The sequence below is a fragment of the Streptomyces sp. NPDC101237 genome (genome assembly GCF_044767465.1).
GTDB lineage: Bacteria > Actinomycetota > Actinomycetes > Streptomycetales > Streptomycetaceae > Streptomyces > Streptomyces gramineus.
This window is the reverse complement of record NZ_JBIWNY010000004.1, coordinates 297665-316779: the sequence shown is the minus strand read 5'-3', so window position 1 is coordinate 316779 and position 19115 is coordinate 297665. Positions and strand designations below refer to the sequence as shown.

12 protein-coding genes and 3 pseudogenes are annotated in these 19115 nt (G+C 71.2%); 8 read left to right on the top strand and 7 right to left on the bottom strand.

The genetic code is table 11. The annotated features are described in order from the left end of the window. Positions 1-233 precede the first annotated feature (233 nt). Complete coding sequence (locus tag ACIRQ9_RS09170) at positions 234-1385, top strand: DUF3103 family protein (protein WP_404168830.1); 1152 nt, start codon at positions 234-236, stop codon at positions 1383-1385. 102 nt (positions 1386-1487) lie between these two features. Here ACIRQ9_RS09170 and ACIRQ9_RS09165 read toward each other — a convergent pair whose 3' ends face one another. Next, positions 1488-2960 carry an FGGY-family carbohydrate kinase gene (locus ACIRQ9_RS09165; RefSeq protein WP_404168827.1) on the bottom strand — a complete coding sequence of 491 codons (1473 nt, stop codon included), beginning with the start codon at positions 2958-2960 and terminating at the stop codon, positions 1488-1490. Positions 2961-3297: 337 nt separating this feature from the next. On the opposite strand from ACIRQ9_RS09165, the gene ACIRQ9_RS09160 reads away from it, so the two are divergent. Next, a complete protein-coding gene (locus ACIRQ9_RS09160) occupies positions 3298-6075 on the top strand; it encodes a lectin (RefSeq protein ID WP_404168824.1) in 2778 nt (925 codons plus the stop codon). Positions 6076-6184: 109 nt separating this feature from the next. Here the strand turns inward: ACIRQ9_RS09160 and ACIRQ9_RS09155 are convergent, their stop codons facing one another. From ACIRQ9_RS09155 to ACIRQ9_RS09145, 3 genes and pseudogenes are all read right to left on the bottom strand, one after another. Next, positions 6185-7312 carry a glycoside hydrolase family 19 protein gene (locus tag ACIRQ9_RS09155; RefSeq protein WP_404169011.1) on the bottom strand — a complete coding sequence of 376 codons (1128 nt, stop codon included), beginning with the start codon at positions 7310-7312 and terminating at the stop codon, positions 6185-6187. A gap of 85 nt (positions 7313-7397) precedes the next feature. Then, positions 7398-7667: pseudogene (locus tag ACIRQ9_RS09150) on the bottom strand (RlpA-like double-psi beta-barrel domain-containing protein); the annotation flags it as partial. A 63-nt stretch (positions 7668-7730) separates the two neighbouring features. Further along, a pseudogene (locus ACIRQ9_RS09145) lies at positions 7731-7964 on the bottom strand (ricin-type beta-trefoil lectin domain protein); the annotation flags it as partial. A gap of 290 nt (positions 7965-8254) precedes the next feature. On the opposite strand from ACIRQ9_RS09145, the gene ACIRQ9_RS09140 reads away from it, so the two are divergent. From ACIRQ9_RS09140 to ACIRQ9_RS09125, 4 genes are all read left to right on the top strand, one after another. Further along, positions 8255-8800 carry an EF-hand domain-containing protein gene (locus ACIRQ9_RS09140; protein WP_404168821.1) on the top strand — a complete coding sequence of 182 codons (546 nt, stop codon included), beginning with the start codon at positions 8255-8257 and terminating at the stop codon, positions 8798-8800. A gap of 197 nt (positions 8801-8997) precedes the next feature. Continuing rightward, a complete protein-coding gene (locus ACIRQ9_RS09135) occupies positions 8998-9243 on the top strand; it encodes a DUF5133 domain-containing protein (RefSeq protein WP_404168818.1) in 246 nt (81 codons plus the stop codon). 205 nt (positions 9244-9448) lie between these two features. Further along, positions 9449-10387 (top strand): Ig-like domain-containing protein, encoded by a 939-nt coding sequence (locus tag ACIRQ9_RS09130; protein WP_404169008.1) that lies wholly within the window; start codon positions 9449-9451, stop codon positions 10385-10387. A gap of 96 nt (positions 10388-10483) precedes the next feature. Beyond that, a complete protein-coding gene (locus ACIRQ9_RS09125; protein WP_404168815.1) occupies positions 10484-12157 on the top strand; it encodes an esterase-like activity of phytase family protein in 1674 nt (557 codons plus the stop codon). A 41-nt stretch (positions 12158-12198) separates the two neighbouring features. Here ACIRQ9_RS09125 and ACIRQ9_RS09120 read toward each other — a convergent pair whose 3' ends face one another. Then, positions 12199-13191, bottom strand: coding sequence for a TIGR01777 family oxidoreductase (locus ACIRQ9_RS09120; protein WP_404168812.1), 993 nt, complete (start codon positions 13189-13191; stop codon positions 12199-12201). Positions 13192-13343: 152 nt separating this feature from the next. Here ACIRQ9_RS09120 and ACIRQ9_RS09115 point away from each other — a divergent pair. Then, a pseudogene (locus ACIRQ9_RS09115) lies at positions 13344-13646 on the top strand (arylamine N-acetyltransferase); the annotation flags it as partial. 230 nt (positions 13647-13876) lie between these two features. Further along, a complete protein-coding gene (locus ACIRQ9_RS09110; protein WP_404168809.1) occupies positions 13877-16015 on the top strand; it encodes a LamG-like jellyroll fold domain-containing protein in 2139 nt (712 codons plus the stop codon). A 66-nt stretch (positions 16016-16081) separates the two neighbouring features. Here the strand turns inward: ACIRQ9_RS09110 and ACIRQ9_RS09105 are convergent, their stop codons facing one another. Next, entirely contained in the window at positions 16082-17788 is a 1707-nt protein-coding gene (locus tag ACIRQ9_RS09105; RefSeq protein ID WP_404168806.1) for an MFS transporter, read from the bottom strand. Between the two features lie 221 nt (positions 17789-18009). Beyond that, positions 18010-19050 carry a LacI family DNA-binding transcriptional regulator gene (locus tag ACIRQ9_RS09100; protein ID WP_404168803.1) on the bottom strand — a complete coding sequence of 347 codons (1041 nt, stop codon included), beginning with the start codon at positions 19048-19050 and terminating at the stop codon, positions 18010-18012. Positions 19051-19115 lie beyond the last annotated feature (65 nt).

Below are 19115 nucleotides of genomic sequence, written 5' to 3'. Positions count from 1 at the left end.
GCGTGCGGCGGGCACGGCGCGCGGCCGAACCGCCGGGCCCCGGCGCGCCCCTGATCATGCGCCGGCGCCCGTTCATCCCTCGTTCTCGTTATGTCATGCACGGGTCAATCGCGCGGGCCCCGGAGGCCGTCCGACGAGGGCGGCCCCGGGGATCCGGGGCGAGCGGGGCCCGGCACCCCCAAGACGGCCGCCCGTCCACCGTGGGCGCGGCGGCGACCGACACCACAAGGAGCATGGTGAACAGATCAAGCAAGAGACGCGGCCTTCTCGTCGGCGTGATGCTGTCCGCGGTCGTCGGCGGCACCGTCCAACCGGCGATCGCCGCACCGCCGCGGGACGCCGGGGACCAGGCCACGCCGTCGCGGACCTCCGCGGTGGGGTCGACCGAGCAGGAGATCGCGCGGACGCTGTCCGCCTCGCTGCGCGACCCGCGGTGGCGCGCGCAGGTCCGTACGGCCGCTCTCGGCACCGAGGACGTGGACCTCCAGGCGCTCACGGGCGCTGCCACCGCCGCGCGGGGCCGCGACCTGTTCGCCTCCGTCGCCGCGGCGGACCGCCGGATCGCCGGACTCAAGGGCCTGCCCGCGTCGACCGGATCGCTGCTGCGCGTCCGGCTGGGCGCGCCGTCCATGCGGTCCGGCCTGACCGCCGGGGCCACGCCCTGGATCGCCGTCGCCGCGACCGCCGACGACGCCAAGACCCTGACGGCGTACGACAGTCAGGGCCGTACGCACTCCGTCGACACCGCGCGCGTCCCCGACCGGCCGCTGTACATCCTGGACATCGACGTCACCAAGGCGCACCGGGCCGGCCTGCGGGTGCTCCAGCAGGCCTTCGTCGACAAGGGGCTGGCCTCCCGGCCGAAGGCGGCGGCCGGCGCGGCCGCCGCGAACGGGGGCTGGTGGGCCACCAAGGTCACGGCCGTCGAGGTGAACGACGACCAGGAGCCGTGGTTCAAGGGCGCCGCCGAGATGTTCTCGCTGGTGACCGGCTTCGGCCAGGACGGCGCCGCACGCGTCGACTCGGTGGACATGCCCTACCTGGACTACGGCGGCACCGTCTACTACCCGAACCAGATCCTGGTCAACTGGTCGAACTACAAGTACGACCTGGCCGACGTCGTCATGATGGAGGACGACGACGGCACCAACTACCGTGCGCTCGCGCAGGCGATCACCACGGCGCTGCTCACCGTGACCGACCAGGGCACCTACATCCCGCTGGTGAACGCGGTCCTGAGCGCGATCCCCGACAGCTGGTTCACCGACGATCCCGACTACGTGGAGTCCTGGTACACCCTCGCCCAGAACTCCACCGGCCGGCTGAACGGCGCCTCGGGCAACGGCTGGATGACCGTCGAGCCCTACTTCGTCTCGGAGTTCTAGACCCGGCGCGCGAGCGCGGACCGTTCACCGCCCGCCGGTGAACGCTCCACGGGGGGTGCCTGCCGGATCGTCCGGTTCGGCAGGCCCCCCCGTAGCTCGGCTTCACGGGCCGGTCTCCTGGTCTTGGGCCAGGGCGTGGACGACCGGGGCGGTGCTCGCGTACAGGTCCCGGTACTGGGCGAACCGGCGATCGTAGACGGCCGCGGTGGCGGGATCGGGGCGGACCACCGACTCCACCGGGTTCCAGGCCGTGATGTCCGGCCGGCCGACCAGACCGGCGGCGAGGAACGCGGCACCGTAGCTCGCGCCGATGGTCGTACGCGGGACGGACTGGTCGAGACCGGTGACGTCGCTGACGATCCGCGGCCACAGCCCGCCCCGGGTGCCGCCGCCGACCGCGACGATCCGCCGGATGTCGGCGCCGGCCGCGAGCATCGTCTCGACGTTGTGCCGGACCCCGAACGCGATCGCCTCCAGCGCCGCCCGCACGAGGTCGCCCCGGGTGTGACCCAGCGTCAGGCCCGCGATCACGCCGCGGGCGTCCGGGTCCATCAGGGGGGTGCGTTCCCCGGCGAAGTACGGAAGCATCACCAGGCCGTTCGCCCCCGGCGGTGACACGGCCGCCTCGTCGAACAGCACCCCGTGGCCGACGTCGCCGACGAGGTGCCCCAGCCAGTCGGTCACGGCTCCGGACGTGGCCATGCCGCCCGCCAGACAGCGGGTGCCGGGCAGCGCGCCGACCGTCGACCACATCGACGGACTGGTCACGAGCCGGTCGACGGTGTTCACCAGAAACATCGTGGTGCCGTACATCAGCATCAGGTCGCCGACCCGGTGGCCGCCCACGCTGACGGCCTCGCTCCAGGCGTCGATCGTCCCGACGACGACGGGAGTGCCGGCCGGGATGCCCGCGACGGCCGTCCTGACCCGTCCGGCCTCCTCGCCCGGCCAGCGCAGCGGGGGCAGTTCGATGCCCGGGGCGATCCGTTCGGCCCACTCGGCGATCCAGCGTTGTCCGTGGATGTCGAACAGCGGGGTGCACTGGCTCGCCGAGTGCAGGTCCAGCACGTAGGCGCCGGTCAGCCGCTGGGCCAGCCAGGAGGCGGGCATGAGAAGACGGCGGGCGCGCGACCACGCCTCGGGTTCCCGCTCCCGGATCCAGGCCAGTTTGGGGCCGACGGCCTGTGACGACAGCGCCGACCCGCACCTGCGGAAGACCGTGTCCGCGCCCAGCTCCCGGTTCAGCGAGGCGATCTGCTCCGTGGCGCGGGTGTCCACGCCGTACAGCACCGCCGGCCGCACCGGCTCTCCCGCGTCGTCGACCAGCAGCGTGCACGGGCCCATGCCGCTGACTCCCACGGCCCGCACGGCGATGTCGTCGCGGTCGAGGAGTTCGGCCGCGAGCGAGACGAACTCGTCCCACCACACCTGTGCGTCCATCTCGACATGCCCGGGCCGGGGACGGTCGACCGCGTGACGGCGTACGGCCTCGCCCAGGATGCGGCCCGCCGCGTCGACCACCACACCCTTGGTGCTGGAGGTGCCCACGTCCACTCCGAGGACGACGTCGATCATGTCTGCCTCCCTTGGCGCCGGATGCGCCACCGTAGCCTGCCGTGCGGACCGGTGACCGCCACCGCGCCCGAGGGGAGCGGGAGTTGCCGCACTCGTTGACATGCTCCTGCCTTGTAGCTAGCTTCACGAGGAGTTCCCGCTGTGCCCCTCGGGCGATCACGGCCCGGGGCCCCGCCAGGCACTCGCATCTCAGGCACCTCATCTCCACGGTTGGACAACGTTGTCAGCCTGCGGCGATCAAGGCAATCTCGGCACGTCGTCCATCCCCCGGGGTCGCGTTCTCGACGTGAAGACAACGTTGTCCGACCTCCACTTCCGAGTAGAGGAGCACAACCCCGTGATCACTCGACTGTCGAGACCACCCGGGACCATGGCGATCGGTCTCCTCGCCGCCGCGGCGCTCGCCGCGGCCGGACTGTGCACGCCCGCGTGGGGGGCCGGGAAGGCCGCGCTCGTCACCTCGCCCGCGTCCCTGGTCAACCCGTTCATCGGGACGTCCAACCAGGCCGACGACTTTCCGGGCGCCGACGTCCCGTTCGGCATGGTGCAGTGGAGCCCTGACACGCCGTCGCGTCCCGACGGCGGGGGCTACGAGTACAACGACTCGTCGATCACCGGCTTCAGCCTGACCCACATCGCGGGACCCGGCTGCGGCGCCGCCGGCGACGTACCGGTGCTGCCCACGGTGGGAGCCGTGAACACCGGTGCCACGGACGCGTTCTCGCACGCCAACGAGTCGGCGTCCGCAGGGTCCTACAAGGTCACGCTCAACAACCAGGTGACCACCGAGCTGACCACCACGACCCGCAGCGGCATGGCCCGCTTCACCTTCCCCTCGACCAGCCAGGCCAACCTGATCTTCAAGCTGACCGGCAGCCAGAACGGCGCCGGCGCCACCCAGTTCACGAAGGTGTCGAACACCGAGGTGAGCGGGCAGATCACCAGTGGCCGCTTCTGCGGTGCGGGCAACACCTACACCGTGTACTTCGACATGGTCTTCGACCAGCCGTTCGCGTCGCAGGGCAGCTCGGTCGCCAAGGCGTCGGCGGACACCTCGCCGGCCCCCGCCAAGGCGTCGAAGAACGCCGCCGAGAAGCCGAACCGGCCGGTGCTGCACGGCAAGAGCCCGAAGGCCGCGGAGGCCAAGCCCACGAAGGGCGCCGCCGCCCCGGCCGCCGCCGCCTCGAACGGCTACGTCACCTTCAACACCACGTCCAACCCGGTCGTGCAGGCCAAGGTCGGCGTCTCCTACGTCTCGGTCGCCAACGCCGTCGCCAACCGGACCGCGGAGAACGGCGGCTGGGACTTCAACGCGACCCGCACCGCCGCCCAGAACGCGTGGAACAGCACGCTCGGCAAGGTACAGATCGCCGGCGGCACGGCCGCGCAGCAGCAGAGCTTCTACACCGCGCTGTACCACTCGCTGCTGCACCCGAACGTGATCAGCGACAGCAACGGCCAGTACTACGGCTTCGACGGCAGGACGCACACCGTGGACGCCGGCCACGGCGCGGTGTACGCGAACTACTCGGGCTGGGACATCTACCGTTCGCAGGCCCAGCTCGAAGCGCTGGTCGCCCCGCAGGTCGCCTCCGACACCGCGCAGTCCATGGTCGACGACTACGCGCAGACCGGGATCTTCCCCAAGTGGTCGGAGAACAACGGCGAGTCGTACGTCATGGTCGGTGACCCGGCGGACGCCATCCTCGCCGACTACTACGCCTTCGGCGCACGGAACTTCGACACCGCCACCGCCCTCGCCGACATGGTCAAGCAGGCGAGCACCGCCAACAACGACCGCCCGGGCCTCGGTTACCTGAACTCGCCGGGCTACATGCCGCACGACGGCAGCTACGGCTGCTGCAACTTCTACGGCCCGGTGGCCACCACCCTGGAGTACGACACGGCCGACTTCGCGATCTCGGCGATGGCCGGCGCGCTCGGCGACACCGCGAACCAGCAGACCTACGCCAACCGCGCGCAGGACTGGCGCAACGTGCTCAACCCCGCCTCCGGTTTCGTGGAGCCCCGCAACGCGAGCGGCGCGTGGACCGGCGGCTTCGACCCGACCAGCGGCACCGACATGGTCGAGGCCGACTCGTGGATCTACACCGGGATGGTGCCGTTCGACATCGGCGGCCTGACCCGCGCCAAGGGCGGCAACACCGCCATGAACCACTACCTGGACACGGTGCTGCGCAGCTACACCGGCGCCAACGGCTACGCCTGGGTCGGCAACGAGCCGAGCATCGAACTCCCCTGGGAGTACGACTACACCGGGCAGCCGTGGAAGACGCAGGGCACCGTGCGGGCGATCCAGGACCAGATCTGGTCCAACACGCCCGGTGGCCTCGCCGACGGCAACGACGACCTCGGCGCCATGAGCGCCTGGTACGTGTGGTCGGCGCTCGGCATGTTCCCGGAGACACCCGGGACCTCCGACCTCGCCCTCGGCTCACCGCTGTTCACCCAGGCCGTGATCACCCTGCCCTCGGGCAGGACGCTGACCGTGAACGGCAACGGGGCCGCGGACAACGCCCCCTACGTGCAGTCCGCGGCGTGGAACGGCTCGGCGTGGAACAACGCCTACGCCCCCACCTCGGCGATCACGTCCGGCGGCACGCTCGACTTCACCCTGGGCACGAGTGCCAACACCTCCTGGGCGACGGCGGCCGGCGCGGCTCCGCCCTCCTACGCCGGGACCACCACCGCCCCCGCTTCGCCGCGGATCGGCCCGCTCACCTCGGCGGTGGCCTCGAACCTCTGCGTGGACGACGCCTCCTCCGGCACCTCCGACGGCACCCACGTCCAGATCTACGGCTGCAACAACACCTATGCCCAGGACTGGATCGTCGCCGGTGACGGCACGATCCGGACCCTCGGCAAGTGTCTGGACGTCGACCACAGCGGGACCACCAACGGCACGCTGATCCAGCTGTGGACCTGCAACGGCAGCGGCGCCCAGCAGTGGACCGCCGGAGCCAACGGGTCGCTGGTCAACCCCCAGTCCAAGCTGTGCCTGGACGACCCCAACTCCTCGACGGCCAGCGGCACCCAGCTCCAGCTCTACACCTGCAACGCCACGGCGGCGCAGAACTGGAAGCTGCCCGCCTGAGTTCCGTGGGACGCGCACCCGTGGGCCGCGGCCGTTCCGCCGCGCCCCCGGGAACGCGTCCCCGGCGGAGGCCGGAGCGCCGGCTCCGCCGGGGGAAGGAGGGACGGGATCAGCAGTACAGGTTGGCGCCCGGGGTGACGCCGAGGATCGACGTGAAGCGCTGGTAGGCGTCCACGCGGCTCTGGACCTGGGCCGGGTTGCGGCCGTCGCACTCGAGGGAGCCGTTGATGGAGCGGATGGTCTGGCCGAAACCGGCGCCGTTGACCATGGCGTTGTGCGGGGTCATCGTGCCGGGACCGCTCTGCGTGTTCCAGTACCACAGGCCGGTCTTCCAGGCGACGGCCGAGTCGTTCTGCACCAGCCAGGGGTTGTTGAGCAGGTCGATGCCGAGCGCGTCGCCTGCCGCCTTGTAGTTGAAGTTCCAGCTGAGCTGGATGGGCCCGCGGCCGTAGTAGGCGGCCTGTCCGGCCGGGCAGCCGTAGGACTGGCTCCGGTCGCAGTACGTCGGGTAGTTGGCGGTGTTCTGCTCGACGACGTAGACCAGCCCGCCGGTCTCGTGGTTGACGTTGGCGAGGAAGGCCGCCGCTTCCTGCTTCCTGGTCGTGTCGCTGCCGGTGGTGGCGAAGCCGGGGTAGGCGCCGAGCGCGGCGGTCAGACCCTGGTAGGTGTAGAAGGAGTTCCGGTTCGGGAACATCTGGTTGAACTGTGCCTCGCTGACGGCGAACCCGGACGGGTTGCCGCCTCCGCCACTGCCGGCCGGCGCGTTCCACTTCTGGTTGGCGCCGCCGGTGCAGGTCCAGATCTGCAGGCGCGTGGCGTTGGCGCTGCTGTTGTCCCGCACGTCGAGGCACTTGTTCGCGGCGGGGTTGACGATGTCGTGGGCGGCGGTGACGACCCACTGCTGATTGGCTCCGCCGGAACAGTCCCAGAGCTGGACGGCGGCCCCGTCGGCGGTGCCGCGGTCGACCACGTCGAGACACTTGCCGAGGGCGCGCAGGGTGCCGTCGCCGTTGTTGGACCAGCTCTGGGCGCCGGTGCCGTTGCAGTCGTAGAGCTGGACGGCGGCGCCGTTGGCGCTGCTCGCGCCGGCCACGTCGACGCACTTGCCGGCCAGGCCCGTGATCTGGCCGGTGGCCGCCTGGGCGGGGACGACGGTGAACAGGGCGGACAGGACCGCGGTGAGGACGACGGCCAGGGTCAGTCTGCCGAGGACGGTGTGCCCGCGGAGGCGGGACATGAGGGCGGGGAGGCGCATGGGGGTGTGCTCCTGAGGTGGGGTGAAGGGGGGTGGGGGGCGTGACCGGCCCGCGGGGGCGGGCGTCTCAGCCGAGGACCTGCTGGATCACGACGATGTGTCCGGCGTCGGGGTCGAGGACGCCTCCGAGCCGGCTGAACGCGCCGTCGGTGAGATCGAGGCACTTGGGTTCCTGCGGTGTCTGCGCGAACGTGCCGCGGTCGTTGATCCGGACGGTCAGGGACGGGCCGTTGGCGACGTCGGTGACCTGGACGCGGGTGCCGAAGGCCAGTTGGGGCTGGCGGGAGAGGGAGGTGGCGGCCGTGTCCGCGGTGTTGTCGAAGACCTCGCCGCTCGCGGTCAGGGCGCCGGCCGGCTGGGGGCCGTAGTGCGTGGCCCAGCACGGTTCGCCGGTCTGCTGCGCGGGCGCGTTCCACTTCTGGTCGGTGGCGCCGGTGCAGGTCCAGAGCTGGATCCGGGCGCCGTTCGCGGAGGAGCGGTCGGTGACGTCGAGGCACTTGCCGGCGAGGCCGGTGATCCGGCCGGTCGCCGCGGCCGCCGGTGCCGCGGTCAACGGGCCGAGGGACAGGGCCAGGAGGGCGATGACGGGAGTTCCGCGTAACGCGGTGCTGAGGAAGGACGAGCGAGCGGTCATGGGGGGTGGGGGAGCCTTTCCGAGGCGGCGCGTGGGTGGGGCGGACACCGAGGACGCACGTCGGGACGACCTGACATGGGGAAGGTAAAAGGTCTATACCAACCACGTCAAGATGTGAACATGTCAGATGTGGCCGGAGTCCGTGCCGTTCGGCCGGACGCCCAAACCGGCGCGCGTCGCATCGGCCCGGCTGGCGGAGGCGTGGGCGTGTGCGCCCGTGATCGTGTGCGCCGTTGGCGGAGCGGCGCCGGCGGACAGCATCTCCTCAGCACTGCGCGAGGAGGCGTGTGATGGCCAGTGAGTTCCAGCGGGACAAGCTCCGGGCGATGTTCGAGGCGTTCGACGCGGACGGGAACGGCTATCTGGAGGAGGAGGACTTCGCGGCGCTCGCGGTCCGCTGGGGCCGGCTGCCGCGGGTGAGAGCGGAGTCGGGGCTGGCGGCGCGGGTGGAGAGCGTGATGCGGGGGTGGTGGCGTCAACTGTCGGCCACCGTCGATGTCGACGGGGACGGCAGGATCGACATGGACGATCTGCTCCGCATGGTCGACCTGCTGCCCACCATCCCGGAGGCGGTCACCGCCACCGCCGACACCGTCTTCGACGCCGTCGACGAGAACGGCGACGGCCGCATCAGCCGGGACGAGCACCGGCACCTGATCGACACCTGGCACGGACGGGCCGTCGAGACCGGAGACGTCTTCGACCGGCTCGACCAGGACGGCGACGGGTACCTGGACCGGCCGGAGTTCGCCGTCCTGTGGACCCAGTTCTGGACCAGCGACGATCCGCGCGAACCCGGCAACCTGATGTGCGGTGACCTGCCTTGCGGCCGGTAGGCGAGCCCGGCGGCTTCGCGCCACAGTGCCCCGACTTCCCGGACATCCGGGTATGGATCTCCGATCCCGGGGCACACGGAGGATCACTCGGCGCCATCCGGCGCCGAACGGTGGCGCAGGGCGCCACCCCTGCAACCTGTGTCTCGCGAGTGGCGCCCCCGCGTCCGCGAGCCGAGCTTGGGGGAGAGGGAATCTCCATGATTCTTCCGGCGGAGAAGGAACTGCGGGCCGCGCTGGCCCGGTTCGCCGACGCGCGCATCGAGCACGACGTACGCCCCACCGGCCGCACCAGCCGCCGGCTGGAGGACGCCACGTACACGCTGTGCGTGATGACCGGAGCCACCGACGCCGACCAGGCACTGCACACCGCGGACGCTCTGCTGCAGGGCTACCTGTCCGCCCGCGAGGAGGGCGCCCAGGAGGACGAGACCCTGGCCGCGTAGCCACGCGAGGCCCGCGCGGTGGCCCTCGGTCGCCGCGCACACGGAATCTTGACACACGCTTTACGCGGGACGGGCAACCGTGGGCCGTGCGATGACTGTCTGAGAGATAGTCGGAGTGGCCTCGCGAGGGTCGAGGAACGAGAGAGTGGGGCATACGGTGGGGCGGCGCAAGGGCGGCATAGGCATCGCACTCGTCACGGGCATGATGATGGTGGGTGCCAGTGCGTGCGGCGGGGGCGGCAGCGACAAGGCGAGCGGCGACGACGCGAAGCCGTCCCAGAAGCCGAGCACGAGTGCCTCACCCACCCCGACGAAGCCCGCGGGCCCGCCGATGCTGCTGGACACGATCACCCCGCAGACCGGCACCACGGTCGGTGTGGCCATGCCGATATCGGTGATCTTCACCGATCCGGTGGCGGCCAAGGCGCGGGCCACCGTGGAGAAGCACCTGAAGGTGAGTGCCTCGCAGCCGGTGACCGGCGCCTGGCACTGGATGGGCGACCGGCGCGCCGACTGGCGGCCGAAGTCGTACTGGCCCTCCGGTACGACGGTGAAGATCGACGCCGACATGAAGGGCGTCAGCAACGGCAACGGGCGCTACGGCGTGCACGGTTACACGCACACCTTCAAGATCGGCGACGATGTCCGCGCCGACGTCTCGGTGACCGCGCACACCATGAAGGTGACCCGCAACGGTCAACCGGTGCGCACCCTCTCGATCAACGCGGGCAGCGCCCAGTACCCGACGTGGAACGGCACGATGGCCGTCATCGACAAGCAGGAGAAGGTCCACATGACCTCCTGCAGCGTCGGCATCAGCTGCGACAAGGGCAGCCCCAACTACTACGACCTGACGCTGCCCTGGGACGTTCACCTCACCCAGTCCGGCACCTACGTGCACTACTCGACCGGCGACCCGAACCCGGGCAGCGGCAGCGCCCGCGGCTCGCACGGCTGCGTCCACCTGTCCATGTCGGACGCCAAGTGGTTCTACGGACAGGTCAAGCAGGGCGACCCGGTGACCATCACCGGCTCGCCGCGCGCCAAGGCCCCCGCGGACAACGGCTACGCCGACTTCAACCTGGGCTGGGACCAGTGGCTCGCGGGCAGCGGATCGGGAGAGCAGACGACCGGCACGCTCTGATCCCGGGCGCCTCGGAAGCGAAAACAGGCCCGTTCTGAACCGCGGGTTCACCGAAAGACGACTCAGAGTTCATCCCAGGCCTACAAGTTCATGGGCATGACCTCAAGACCTCGCTTGCGCAAGCGCACCCGGATCGGCATGGCGATCGCGGTGACCGTCGCCGTGGCCGGCACCGGCACCGTCGTGGCTCAGGCCCACGGCTGGCTGTCGGCCCCGACGCATGACTTCGACGCGGCCGCCGACTCCTTCTCCGGTCACGACAAGGTGACCGGAGACGTGCTGCGCAACGACTCCGGCGCGACCGCCGTCGTACGGCACACCGATCCGTCCCACGGCACGGCGACGGTCAACGCTGACGGCACCTTCACGTACACACCGAGCCCCGGCTTCAAGGGCACGGACACCTTCACGTACACGGCGACCGACGCCGTGGAGCTGTTCAAGGACACCCAGCCGAACGGGAATCCGCTGCCCTCGCTCGCGACGGTGGCGGGCCCGGGCGGCACCACCACCCGGATCTCCGGCGAGGGATACGGCTCCGCGCTCGCCCCGGTGCCGGGCCGCGCGGACCGCTTCTACGGCCTCACCGACCGCGGTCCCAACGCCGACGCCCCCGACGGCAACAAGTCCGAGATGGTCACCGACTTCACGCCGCAGCTCGGCGAGTTCAAGCTCCACAAGGGGAAGGCGGAGCTGATCAGGACGATCACCCTGAAGGGTCCGAAGAGCCTCGGCGGCGTGCGCTACAGCGGCCGTCCGCCGCACGACACGAGCGAGGTGATCGACGACGTCGACGCCACGAACGCGGCCGGCGGCACTCCCGTGCCCGTCGAGCGGGACCCCTACGGCTACGACTCCGAGGGTCTGGTGGCGCTGCCCGACGGCACGTTCTGGGTCTCGGACGAGTACGGCCCGTACCTCACGCACTTCGACGCGAACGGCTACGAGCTGGGCCGGCTGACCCCGTACAAGGACAGCCAGGACAACAAGTTCCACAAGATCCTCGGCTACCTGCCCGCCGAACTGGCCAACCGCTCGAAGAACAAGGGCATGGAGGGCCTGACGGTCACGCCGGACGGCTCGACCCTGGTGGGTGTCATGCAGGCCGCGCTGCAGCAGCCCGACCTCGGCGGCACCAAGGCGTCCAACCTCGCGCCCACCCGCATCGTCACGGTCGACCTGCGCACGCTCAAGACCAAGCAGTACCTGTACCTGCTGGACGACCCGGCCACCACCGGCGACGCGAGCAGCGAGATCACCGCGCTGTCCGCCACGAAGTTCGTCATCGACGAACGCGACGGCAACGTCGAGCCGTTCGCCCGGAAGTCGCTCTACGAGGTCGACGTCAACGGCGCGACCGACGTCAGCGGGCTGACGATCGGCGGCAAGTCGCCCGAGGCGTTCGTCGGCAAGGTCGGCACCAACGCCGCGCTCACCGCGCTCACCGCGGCCGGCGTCCAGGTCGCGCAGAAGCAGCCGTACCTCGATGTCGGGACGCTGGTCAGCCAGCTCGACCCGACCGGGACGTTCTTCGCGCACGACAAGGTCGAGGGCGTCGCCACCACGGACGCCGGCCGGACGCTGTACCTGTCCAACGACGACGACTTCGGCATCGACACCATCGCCGTCGATCCCGACGGGAAGTGGACCGTCCACCAGAAGGTGCTGCCGTCCACGGGCCGGACCGACAACGGCGAGATCCTGAAGGTCGACACCGCCAAGCTGCCGGCCGTGCTCAAGACGGTCACGGTGACCCTCCGCGTGTACTGACCCGCGCGGGCTTCCGCACGGACCCGGTCCGCGGCCCTCGCTCACCTCACGCCGGTGAGCGAGGGCCCGGGGCGCAGCCGTAGCGATCGCGAGCGGGCCGCCCTGGCCCGCTCCACGAGGGACACGGCGGCCGGCCCCCAGTCGGGATGCGCGAAGGAGAACCCCGCCGCGCGCAGCCGGCCCGGCACCACCCGACGGCTCTTGAGCAGCAGTTCCGTGTCCGAGCGCAGTGCGAACGCACCCCATTCGGCCATCCGGCGGGTCGCCGGCAGCCCCACCGGGACGCCCCAGGCCGTGCGGAGCGCCCGCATGAACTCGCGGTGGGGAACGGGACCGGGCGAGGCGAGGTTCACCGGCCCGTCGAGGTCGTCCCGGTCGATCAGGAACTCCACCGCGCGCACGAAGTCCTCGTCGTGGATCCAGGAGACGTACTGCGCACCGCCGGCCACCGGGCCGCCCAGCCCGAGCCGGGTCAGCCGCGACAGCACGTCGAAAACACCGCCCCGGTCCGGGCTCATCACCATCGCCGACCGCAGTGCCACTTTGCGGGTCGCGGGAGTCGGCGCCTCGGCCTGCGCACGCTCCCAGTTCTCCGCGATCCGCACGCTGTACGCCCAGTGGTCCGGCACCCCGGCCTCCGAGCCGCCGACGACCCCGGTCGCCTCGTCGTGCGCGGCGTCGAAGCGATGGGCGTAGACGGTCGCCGTACTCATCTGCAGCCAGACGCGCGGCGGGCGTGCGGCGGCGGCGATCGCCTCGCCGACCACCCGTGTCGAATCCACCCTGGAGTCCATCATGGCCTTCAGGTTCCGGTCCGTGTAACGGCAGGACACGCTGCGTCCTGCCAGGTTGATCACGACGTCGCAGCCGTCCAGCGCCGAGGCCCAGTGGCCGAGCGTGGCGCCGTCCCATCCGATGTCGTGGGGCCGGGCGGGACGCCGGGTCACCACCGTCACGTCGTGCCCGGCCGCCGTCAGGGCACGGTCGAGCACCGTACCCACCTGCCCGGTTCCCCCCGGCAGCACTACCTTCATGCGAACCCCCTCGGCTTCGTCCGGCACAGCGTAGACCCTGATTTTGAACATGTTCAACTCCGCTGGCATTGTTCCTGGACCGACCACGGCGTCCACGGCCGGGTTGACGACCCACCACGCCTCCGGCGCGGGACGTCGCATAGGTTCATGCCATGTTCAAACCCGAGCGGTTCGACCTCGACGCCTATCTGGAACGCATCGGGTGGGACGGAGCCAGGCACGCCGACCTCGCGACCCTGCGGGGGGTCCACCGCGCGCACGCCCTGTCCCTGCCCTTCGAGAACCTGGAGCCGCTCGCCGGCACCGCCCCTTCCCTGGCCTCCGAGGACCTCGTCGCCAAGCTGGTCCGAGGGCGCCGCGGCGGATACTGCTACGAGCACAACACCCTTCTCGGGCTGGCCCTGACCGGCCTCGGCCTGACCGTGACCGGGCTCGCGGGACGGGTCGTGCTGGGGTGACGGTGCGCACACTCGCCGACGAGACCGAGGCGCGGCGCGTGGTGGAGGAGGAGTTCGGCATCCTCGTACCCGAGGGACTCCGACTGCTGGGCTGATCAGCACCGGTTCCCGCCGACGGTGAGGCCGCCGCCGCGACGGGAAATCCCCGGGCCGTTGTCGGTACCCGCTGTTACCTTCATCCGGCGCATGTGATCCACATGTCACGAACACCCATGATGGAGGGGTACTTGAGCAACAGGAGCAGGACACGAAGACACGCACGGACCGCGGTCGTGGGCTGCGTGACGGCGCTGCTGGCCGCAACCGCGGGTACGGCGTGGGGAGTCGACAACCTGCCGCCGGACCAGCCCCGCGTCCAGGACCTCCAGTCGGGCGGCAAGGCCTGCGCGACTGGTGCCGACACCGCCTACGTGTCAGCGCCTCCGCGGCTGACCGCTGTGCTGTACGACCCGGAGGAGGACAACCAGCCCTCCGAGAGCAGCCCCCTCAAGGGAGAGTTCGAGGCGTGGTGGACGGACGCGGCGGGCGTGGTGCAGCACCGCTCGTACACCACCGTCACGCTGTCGTCGGGTACCCGTTTCTCCTGGACGGCGCCGACGGACATCCCGGCGAACACGCCCGTCTCCTGGCACGTCCGTGCCGACGACGGCAAGGCGACGTCGCCGTGGAGCGACGAGGGTGAGGGCTCCGTCTGCACCTTCGTGTACGACGACACCAGCCCGCAGCCGGTGACGATCACCTCTCCCGACTACCCCACGCCCGACCAGGAGTTCTGGGTGGACGGAGTCGGCGTGTACGGCCACTTCACGGTCCGGTCGCCCTCCGACGACGTCGTGTCGTACACCTACGGATTCATCGGCGGTCCCAACGGAACCGTTTCCGCGAAGCAGCCGGGCGCCCCCGCCACCATCACGTTCCTGCCGCTCACCGCCGCTCCCCAGACACTGACGGTGCAGGCCGTCGACCGCTCGGGCCGTGTCAGCACACCGACGCGCTACGCCTTCAACGTGAAGTCCGGCCGCGCGCCGGTCGGCCGCTGGAAACTGGACGATCCGGCGGGCTCCCGCTCGGCCACGGCCGACATCGGCACGGCGGCACGCGCCGGAACCGGCGTCACCTTCGGCGCCGCCGCGCCCACCGGCACGGAGACCACCTCCACCGCCACCCTCGACGGCAGCGGCCACGGCTTCCTCACCCCGGCCCGCCCCGCCGCCGACGTCCGCAAGACCTTCGCCGTCAGCGCGTGGGCACGCCCCGCTCAGACCGGCCGGACCATGACGGTCGCCAGCCAGGACGCGGACGGCGGCCCCGGCTTCACCCTCGGACTGCGCGGCCAGGACTGGTCGTTCACGATCGCCGGCACCCGGGTCTCCGGCGGCGCCCCGGAGACCGGCGAGTGGGCTCATCTGCTCGGGCTGTACGACGCGGAGACGGGCCTCGCGCACCTCTACGTCAACGGCCATGAGGTCGGTACGGCCGCCCCGGCGACCCCTGCCGAAGCGGCCGGCGCGTTCCAGATCGGACGGGCCCGCGGGACGGCCGGCTACCGGGACCGCTGGCACGGCGAGGTCGGTGACGTCCGGGTCTACGACCGGGTCGTGGTACCGCAGGAGGCGGCCGAACTGGCCCGCCGCGCACCGAAACTGCTCGGCCACTGGTCGTTGGAGGACGCGACGGACGGCGCCAGCCCCGAGCGGTCGCACGGTACGCCCCTGCACCTCGGTCCCGGCGCCTCCATATACCGCGGCTCGGACAATTCGTGCATACCGGAGATCGACCCCGACTGCACCTACACGCCGCCGCCACTGGACGGAGACGGTCACCTGACCCTCGACGGCGAGACCGGGTACGCGGCAGCGGAGGGTCCCGTGGTGGACACCTCCGACAGCTTCACACTCGGTGTCGTCGTGCGGCTCGCGGACTCCGAGCCCGCGCACCCGATGACCGTGCTCTCGCAGGCCGGCGAGCACACCGACGCGTTCAAGGTGCGCTACGAACCGGCCGCGCACGCCTGGCAACTGGTGATGCCGGAGAAGGACGAGGCGGGAGCACCCGAGAGGGTCGTCTCGCAGATCGAGGCGGCCGACGGAGGAGAGGGCCAGGGCCACCGTCTCGCCGTGGTCTACGACGACGGCACCGACACCGTCAAGCTCTACGCCGACGGCTACACCAACACCGAGGCGACCGCGACCCTGCCCGACGGATGGCACAGCACCGGTGCCCTTCAGGTCGGCCGGGGCAAGGCCGGTGACGGCTGGGGCGAGTACCTGCACGGTGACGTGGACGAGATCCAGGCCTACGCGGGGGCCCTCAGGGACGAGGACGTCAGGGGGCTCGGGCACACCACGGATCCCTGTCTGTGCTGACACCGTGGCACATCTGACCGGCGGCTCGCCGGAACGTAGTGTTCCGGCGAGTCGCCGATCGTGCGGTCACTCCTTCGGCGCGGCGAGAGCGGCCAGTTCGCGGTTGACGGCCGCCTGGTGCGCCTCGGCGTCCGTCCGGGCCTTCTTCGGACTCCACCGGCCCGCCATCACGAACACGAAGGGCACGAAGAGCACCTGGCCGCCGACGCAGATCCACCACCAGGTGCGCCATTCGCCGGGGCCGTCCTTCGACGCCTTCTGGACCGTGGCGCCGTGCTCCTTGAGGACCTTCAGCTGCGGCCCCGCCTTCTGCACGACGGCGAGGTCCGCGGCGCCGACCTCCTTGACGGCGCGGGCGCTCAGCTCGGGTGGCGTGGTTCCCGGGGCGTACTTGTCCAGTTCGGCGAAGAGATCCGGGTGGGCGCCGACGATGGCCAGCGCGGGCGCCGCCTGCGCGGAGGCGGCCTTGACCTCGGCGCCGTGTTCCACGAGCGGGGTCACCGAGGTGACCAGGACCGGGATGAAGGCCGCGGAGACGGCCACCACGATGCGCACCGTCCAGCCCCACACCGCCAGGCCCGCCGCGGTCGCCGCCGGGTTGTGCTTCTCCACCGTCTCGGTGAAGCTCGCCATCCAGGGCGCGTAGGCGATGCCGCTGAAGACGCCGATGCCGACGAACAGCCAGGCGAACGTGTAGTAGCCGGTCGTCAGATGGGTGGCCCTGGTCGCGAAGACCGCCGTCACCACGATGGAGCCCACCGCACCGACGATCATGAACGGCTTGCGCACCTTCAGCCGGTCCGAGGCCAGTCCGACCAGGACCAGGGCGAGGGCGTTCGCCGCCCAGTACCAGTTGGCCAGCGCGTTGGTGCGCTGCTCGCTGTAGCCGAAGACGGTCGAGAAGTAGACGACGAAGTTGCCGACGGCCGCGTAGTACAGCAGCAGGAACACCGCGATGGCGAACGCCGAGCCCAGCACGTCCAGTCGCATCATCTGCCGCCACTCGCCACGGCGCAGCGCCTCGGTGTCCAGCCCCTTGGCGCGCGCCTCGACCAGCGCCCGGTCCCGCAGCGTCACCATGATCTGGTCGCGCAGCGCCGGGGACAGCTCGCGCAGCGCGAGGACCGCGACGACGAAGACGACGAACCCGGCGATCGCCGAATAGCGCAGTTCGTCCTGCCAGCTCGCGCTGTCCAGGGTGTTGCTGGTGACGGTCGTGACCACGAGGGAGCCGATGACCGGGCCCATCGTCCAGGAGCCCATCGCGGTGGCCCGGCCGAGCTGCGGGGAGAAGTCCCTGATCAGCGCCGGCGTGGCGACCAGCACGATGCCCTCGATGAAGCTGACGACCGCGAAGAGCACCAGGTAGGCGGACTGGTTCGCCGCGTTCGGCAGCCCGAAGAAGACCAGCAGCGAGGCGACGAGCAGCCCGTAGACCACCAGGTTCGCCCGGCCCCAGCGGTCCGCGAGACCCGCCACGAGCGAGGCGAAGGCCCCGACCGCGTTGCCGATCACCGAGACCCAGATGAAGTAGCGGTAGGTCATGCCGAAGTGCGTGATGATCGACGTCGCCACCGCGTACTGGATGTAGAGCATGTAGTACAGGACGACGGTGGTGACGACCACGATCGCGAGGTACGCCATGCGGCGGCCGGTGGGCGGGTAGTCCGTCAGTTCACGGCGGTACAGCCGGGCGAGCGGGCCGCGGACCTCCGCGGCGGGCACATCGGGAGCGGGTCTGTGGGCGTCGGTCGGTGGCGTGGCGGCGGACATACGGCTCCTCCCAGGGATACCCGGATTCCGGGCGCGTCGCGTCGGCACGACAGGGCCCTGCGCCGGCCCGGCTCCGACAGCGTGGCCAGAGGGTAGTACCGACTGGTCGGTACGCCTAGGGGGTCTGCATCCCCGAAACGCCGTGCCGGGACGGCCCGTTCACGGCCGGGCTCGGGAGTTCCCCCGCCGAGTGGGGTGCGGACGGTCCGGAGGCGACGGCGCTAGGCCGAGTCGCGCAGCACCAGTTCGGGGTCGAAGACGACCGACGTCGGTTCGGTGCGGCCGCCCTGGATGTGCTCGTGGAGCAGCCGGGCCATCTCCGCCGCCATCTCCTCGACCGGCTGGCGGACCGTGGTCAGGCGGGGCCGGCAGGACACGGCGATGGCGGAGTCGTCGAAGCCGACGACCGCGACGTCCTCCGGCACCCGTCGGCCGCGCTCGCGCACGACCTGGCAGGCGCCCTGCGCCATGAGGTCGTTGGCGGCGAACACGCCGTCCGTGCCGGGGTGGCGGTCCAGCAGGTCCGACATGGCCGCCAGACCGCTGTCCAGGGTGAACCCGCCCTCGGCGACCGGGACGTAGGGGTGGCCGTGGCGGGCGAGGGTGTCGCGGAAGCCGGCGAGCCGCTCCTGGCTCGCGGCCACGTCCAGCGGACCGCTGATCGTGGCGGGCCGGCGGCAGCCGCGCGCGAGGAGGTGCTCGGCGGCGAGGCGCCCGCCGTCGCGGTGCGCCAGGTCCACGTAGCTGAGCGGGACCGGGCGGGAGGGGCGGGCGAAGAGCACCGCGGGGAGCCGGGCGTCGGCGAGGAGGGCGGGCAGCGGGTCGTCCGCGTGGGTGGAGACCACGAGGGCGCCGTCGGCCCGGCCCTGCCGCAGGTAGGTCAGCACCTCCTCGCGGGCCGCGGCGGACTCGGCGAACATCAGGACGGGGTGCATCGAGCGGGGCCGCAGGAAGCCGACGATCCCGCTGACGACCCGTCCGAAAAACGGGTCCGCGAAGACCGAGGTGGCGAAGGCGTCCTGGCCGGCGGCCGTGGTGTCCCCGGCGCCGGAGACCACCAGCGCGACGGTCTCGGCCCGCCGGGTCACCAGCGAGCGCGCGGCCCGGTTGGGCGCGTACCCGGTCCGCTCGATGGCCCCGCGGACCACTTCCTGTATCCCGGGATCCACGTTGCGGATGCCGTTGACGACCCTGGACACGGTCGCCCGGGAGACACCGGCCTCCCGGGCCACGTCCTCCAGGGTCGGGGCCCGTCTGCTCATGCAGGCACCCTAACGGACCCGCCGACCGGGCAATAGAGCGCTCTCCCGGAGTGCGATGCCGCACT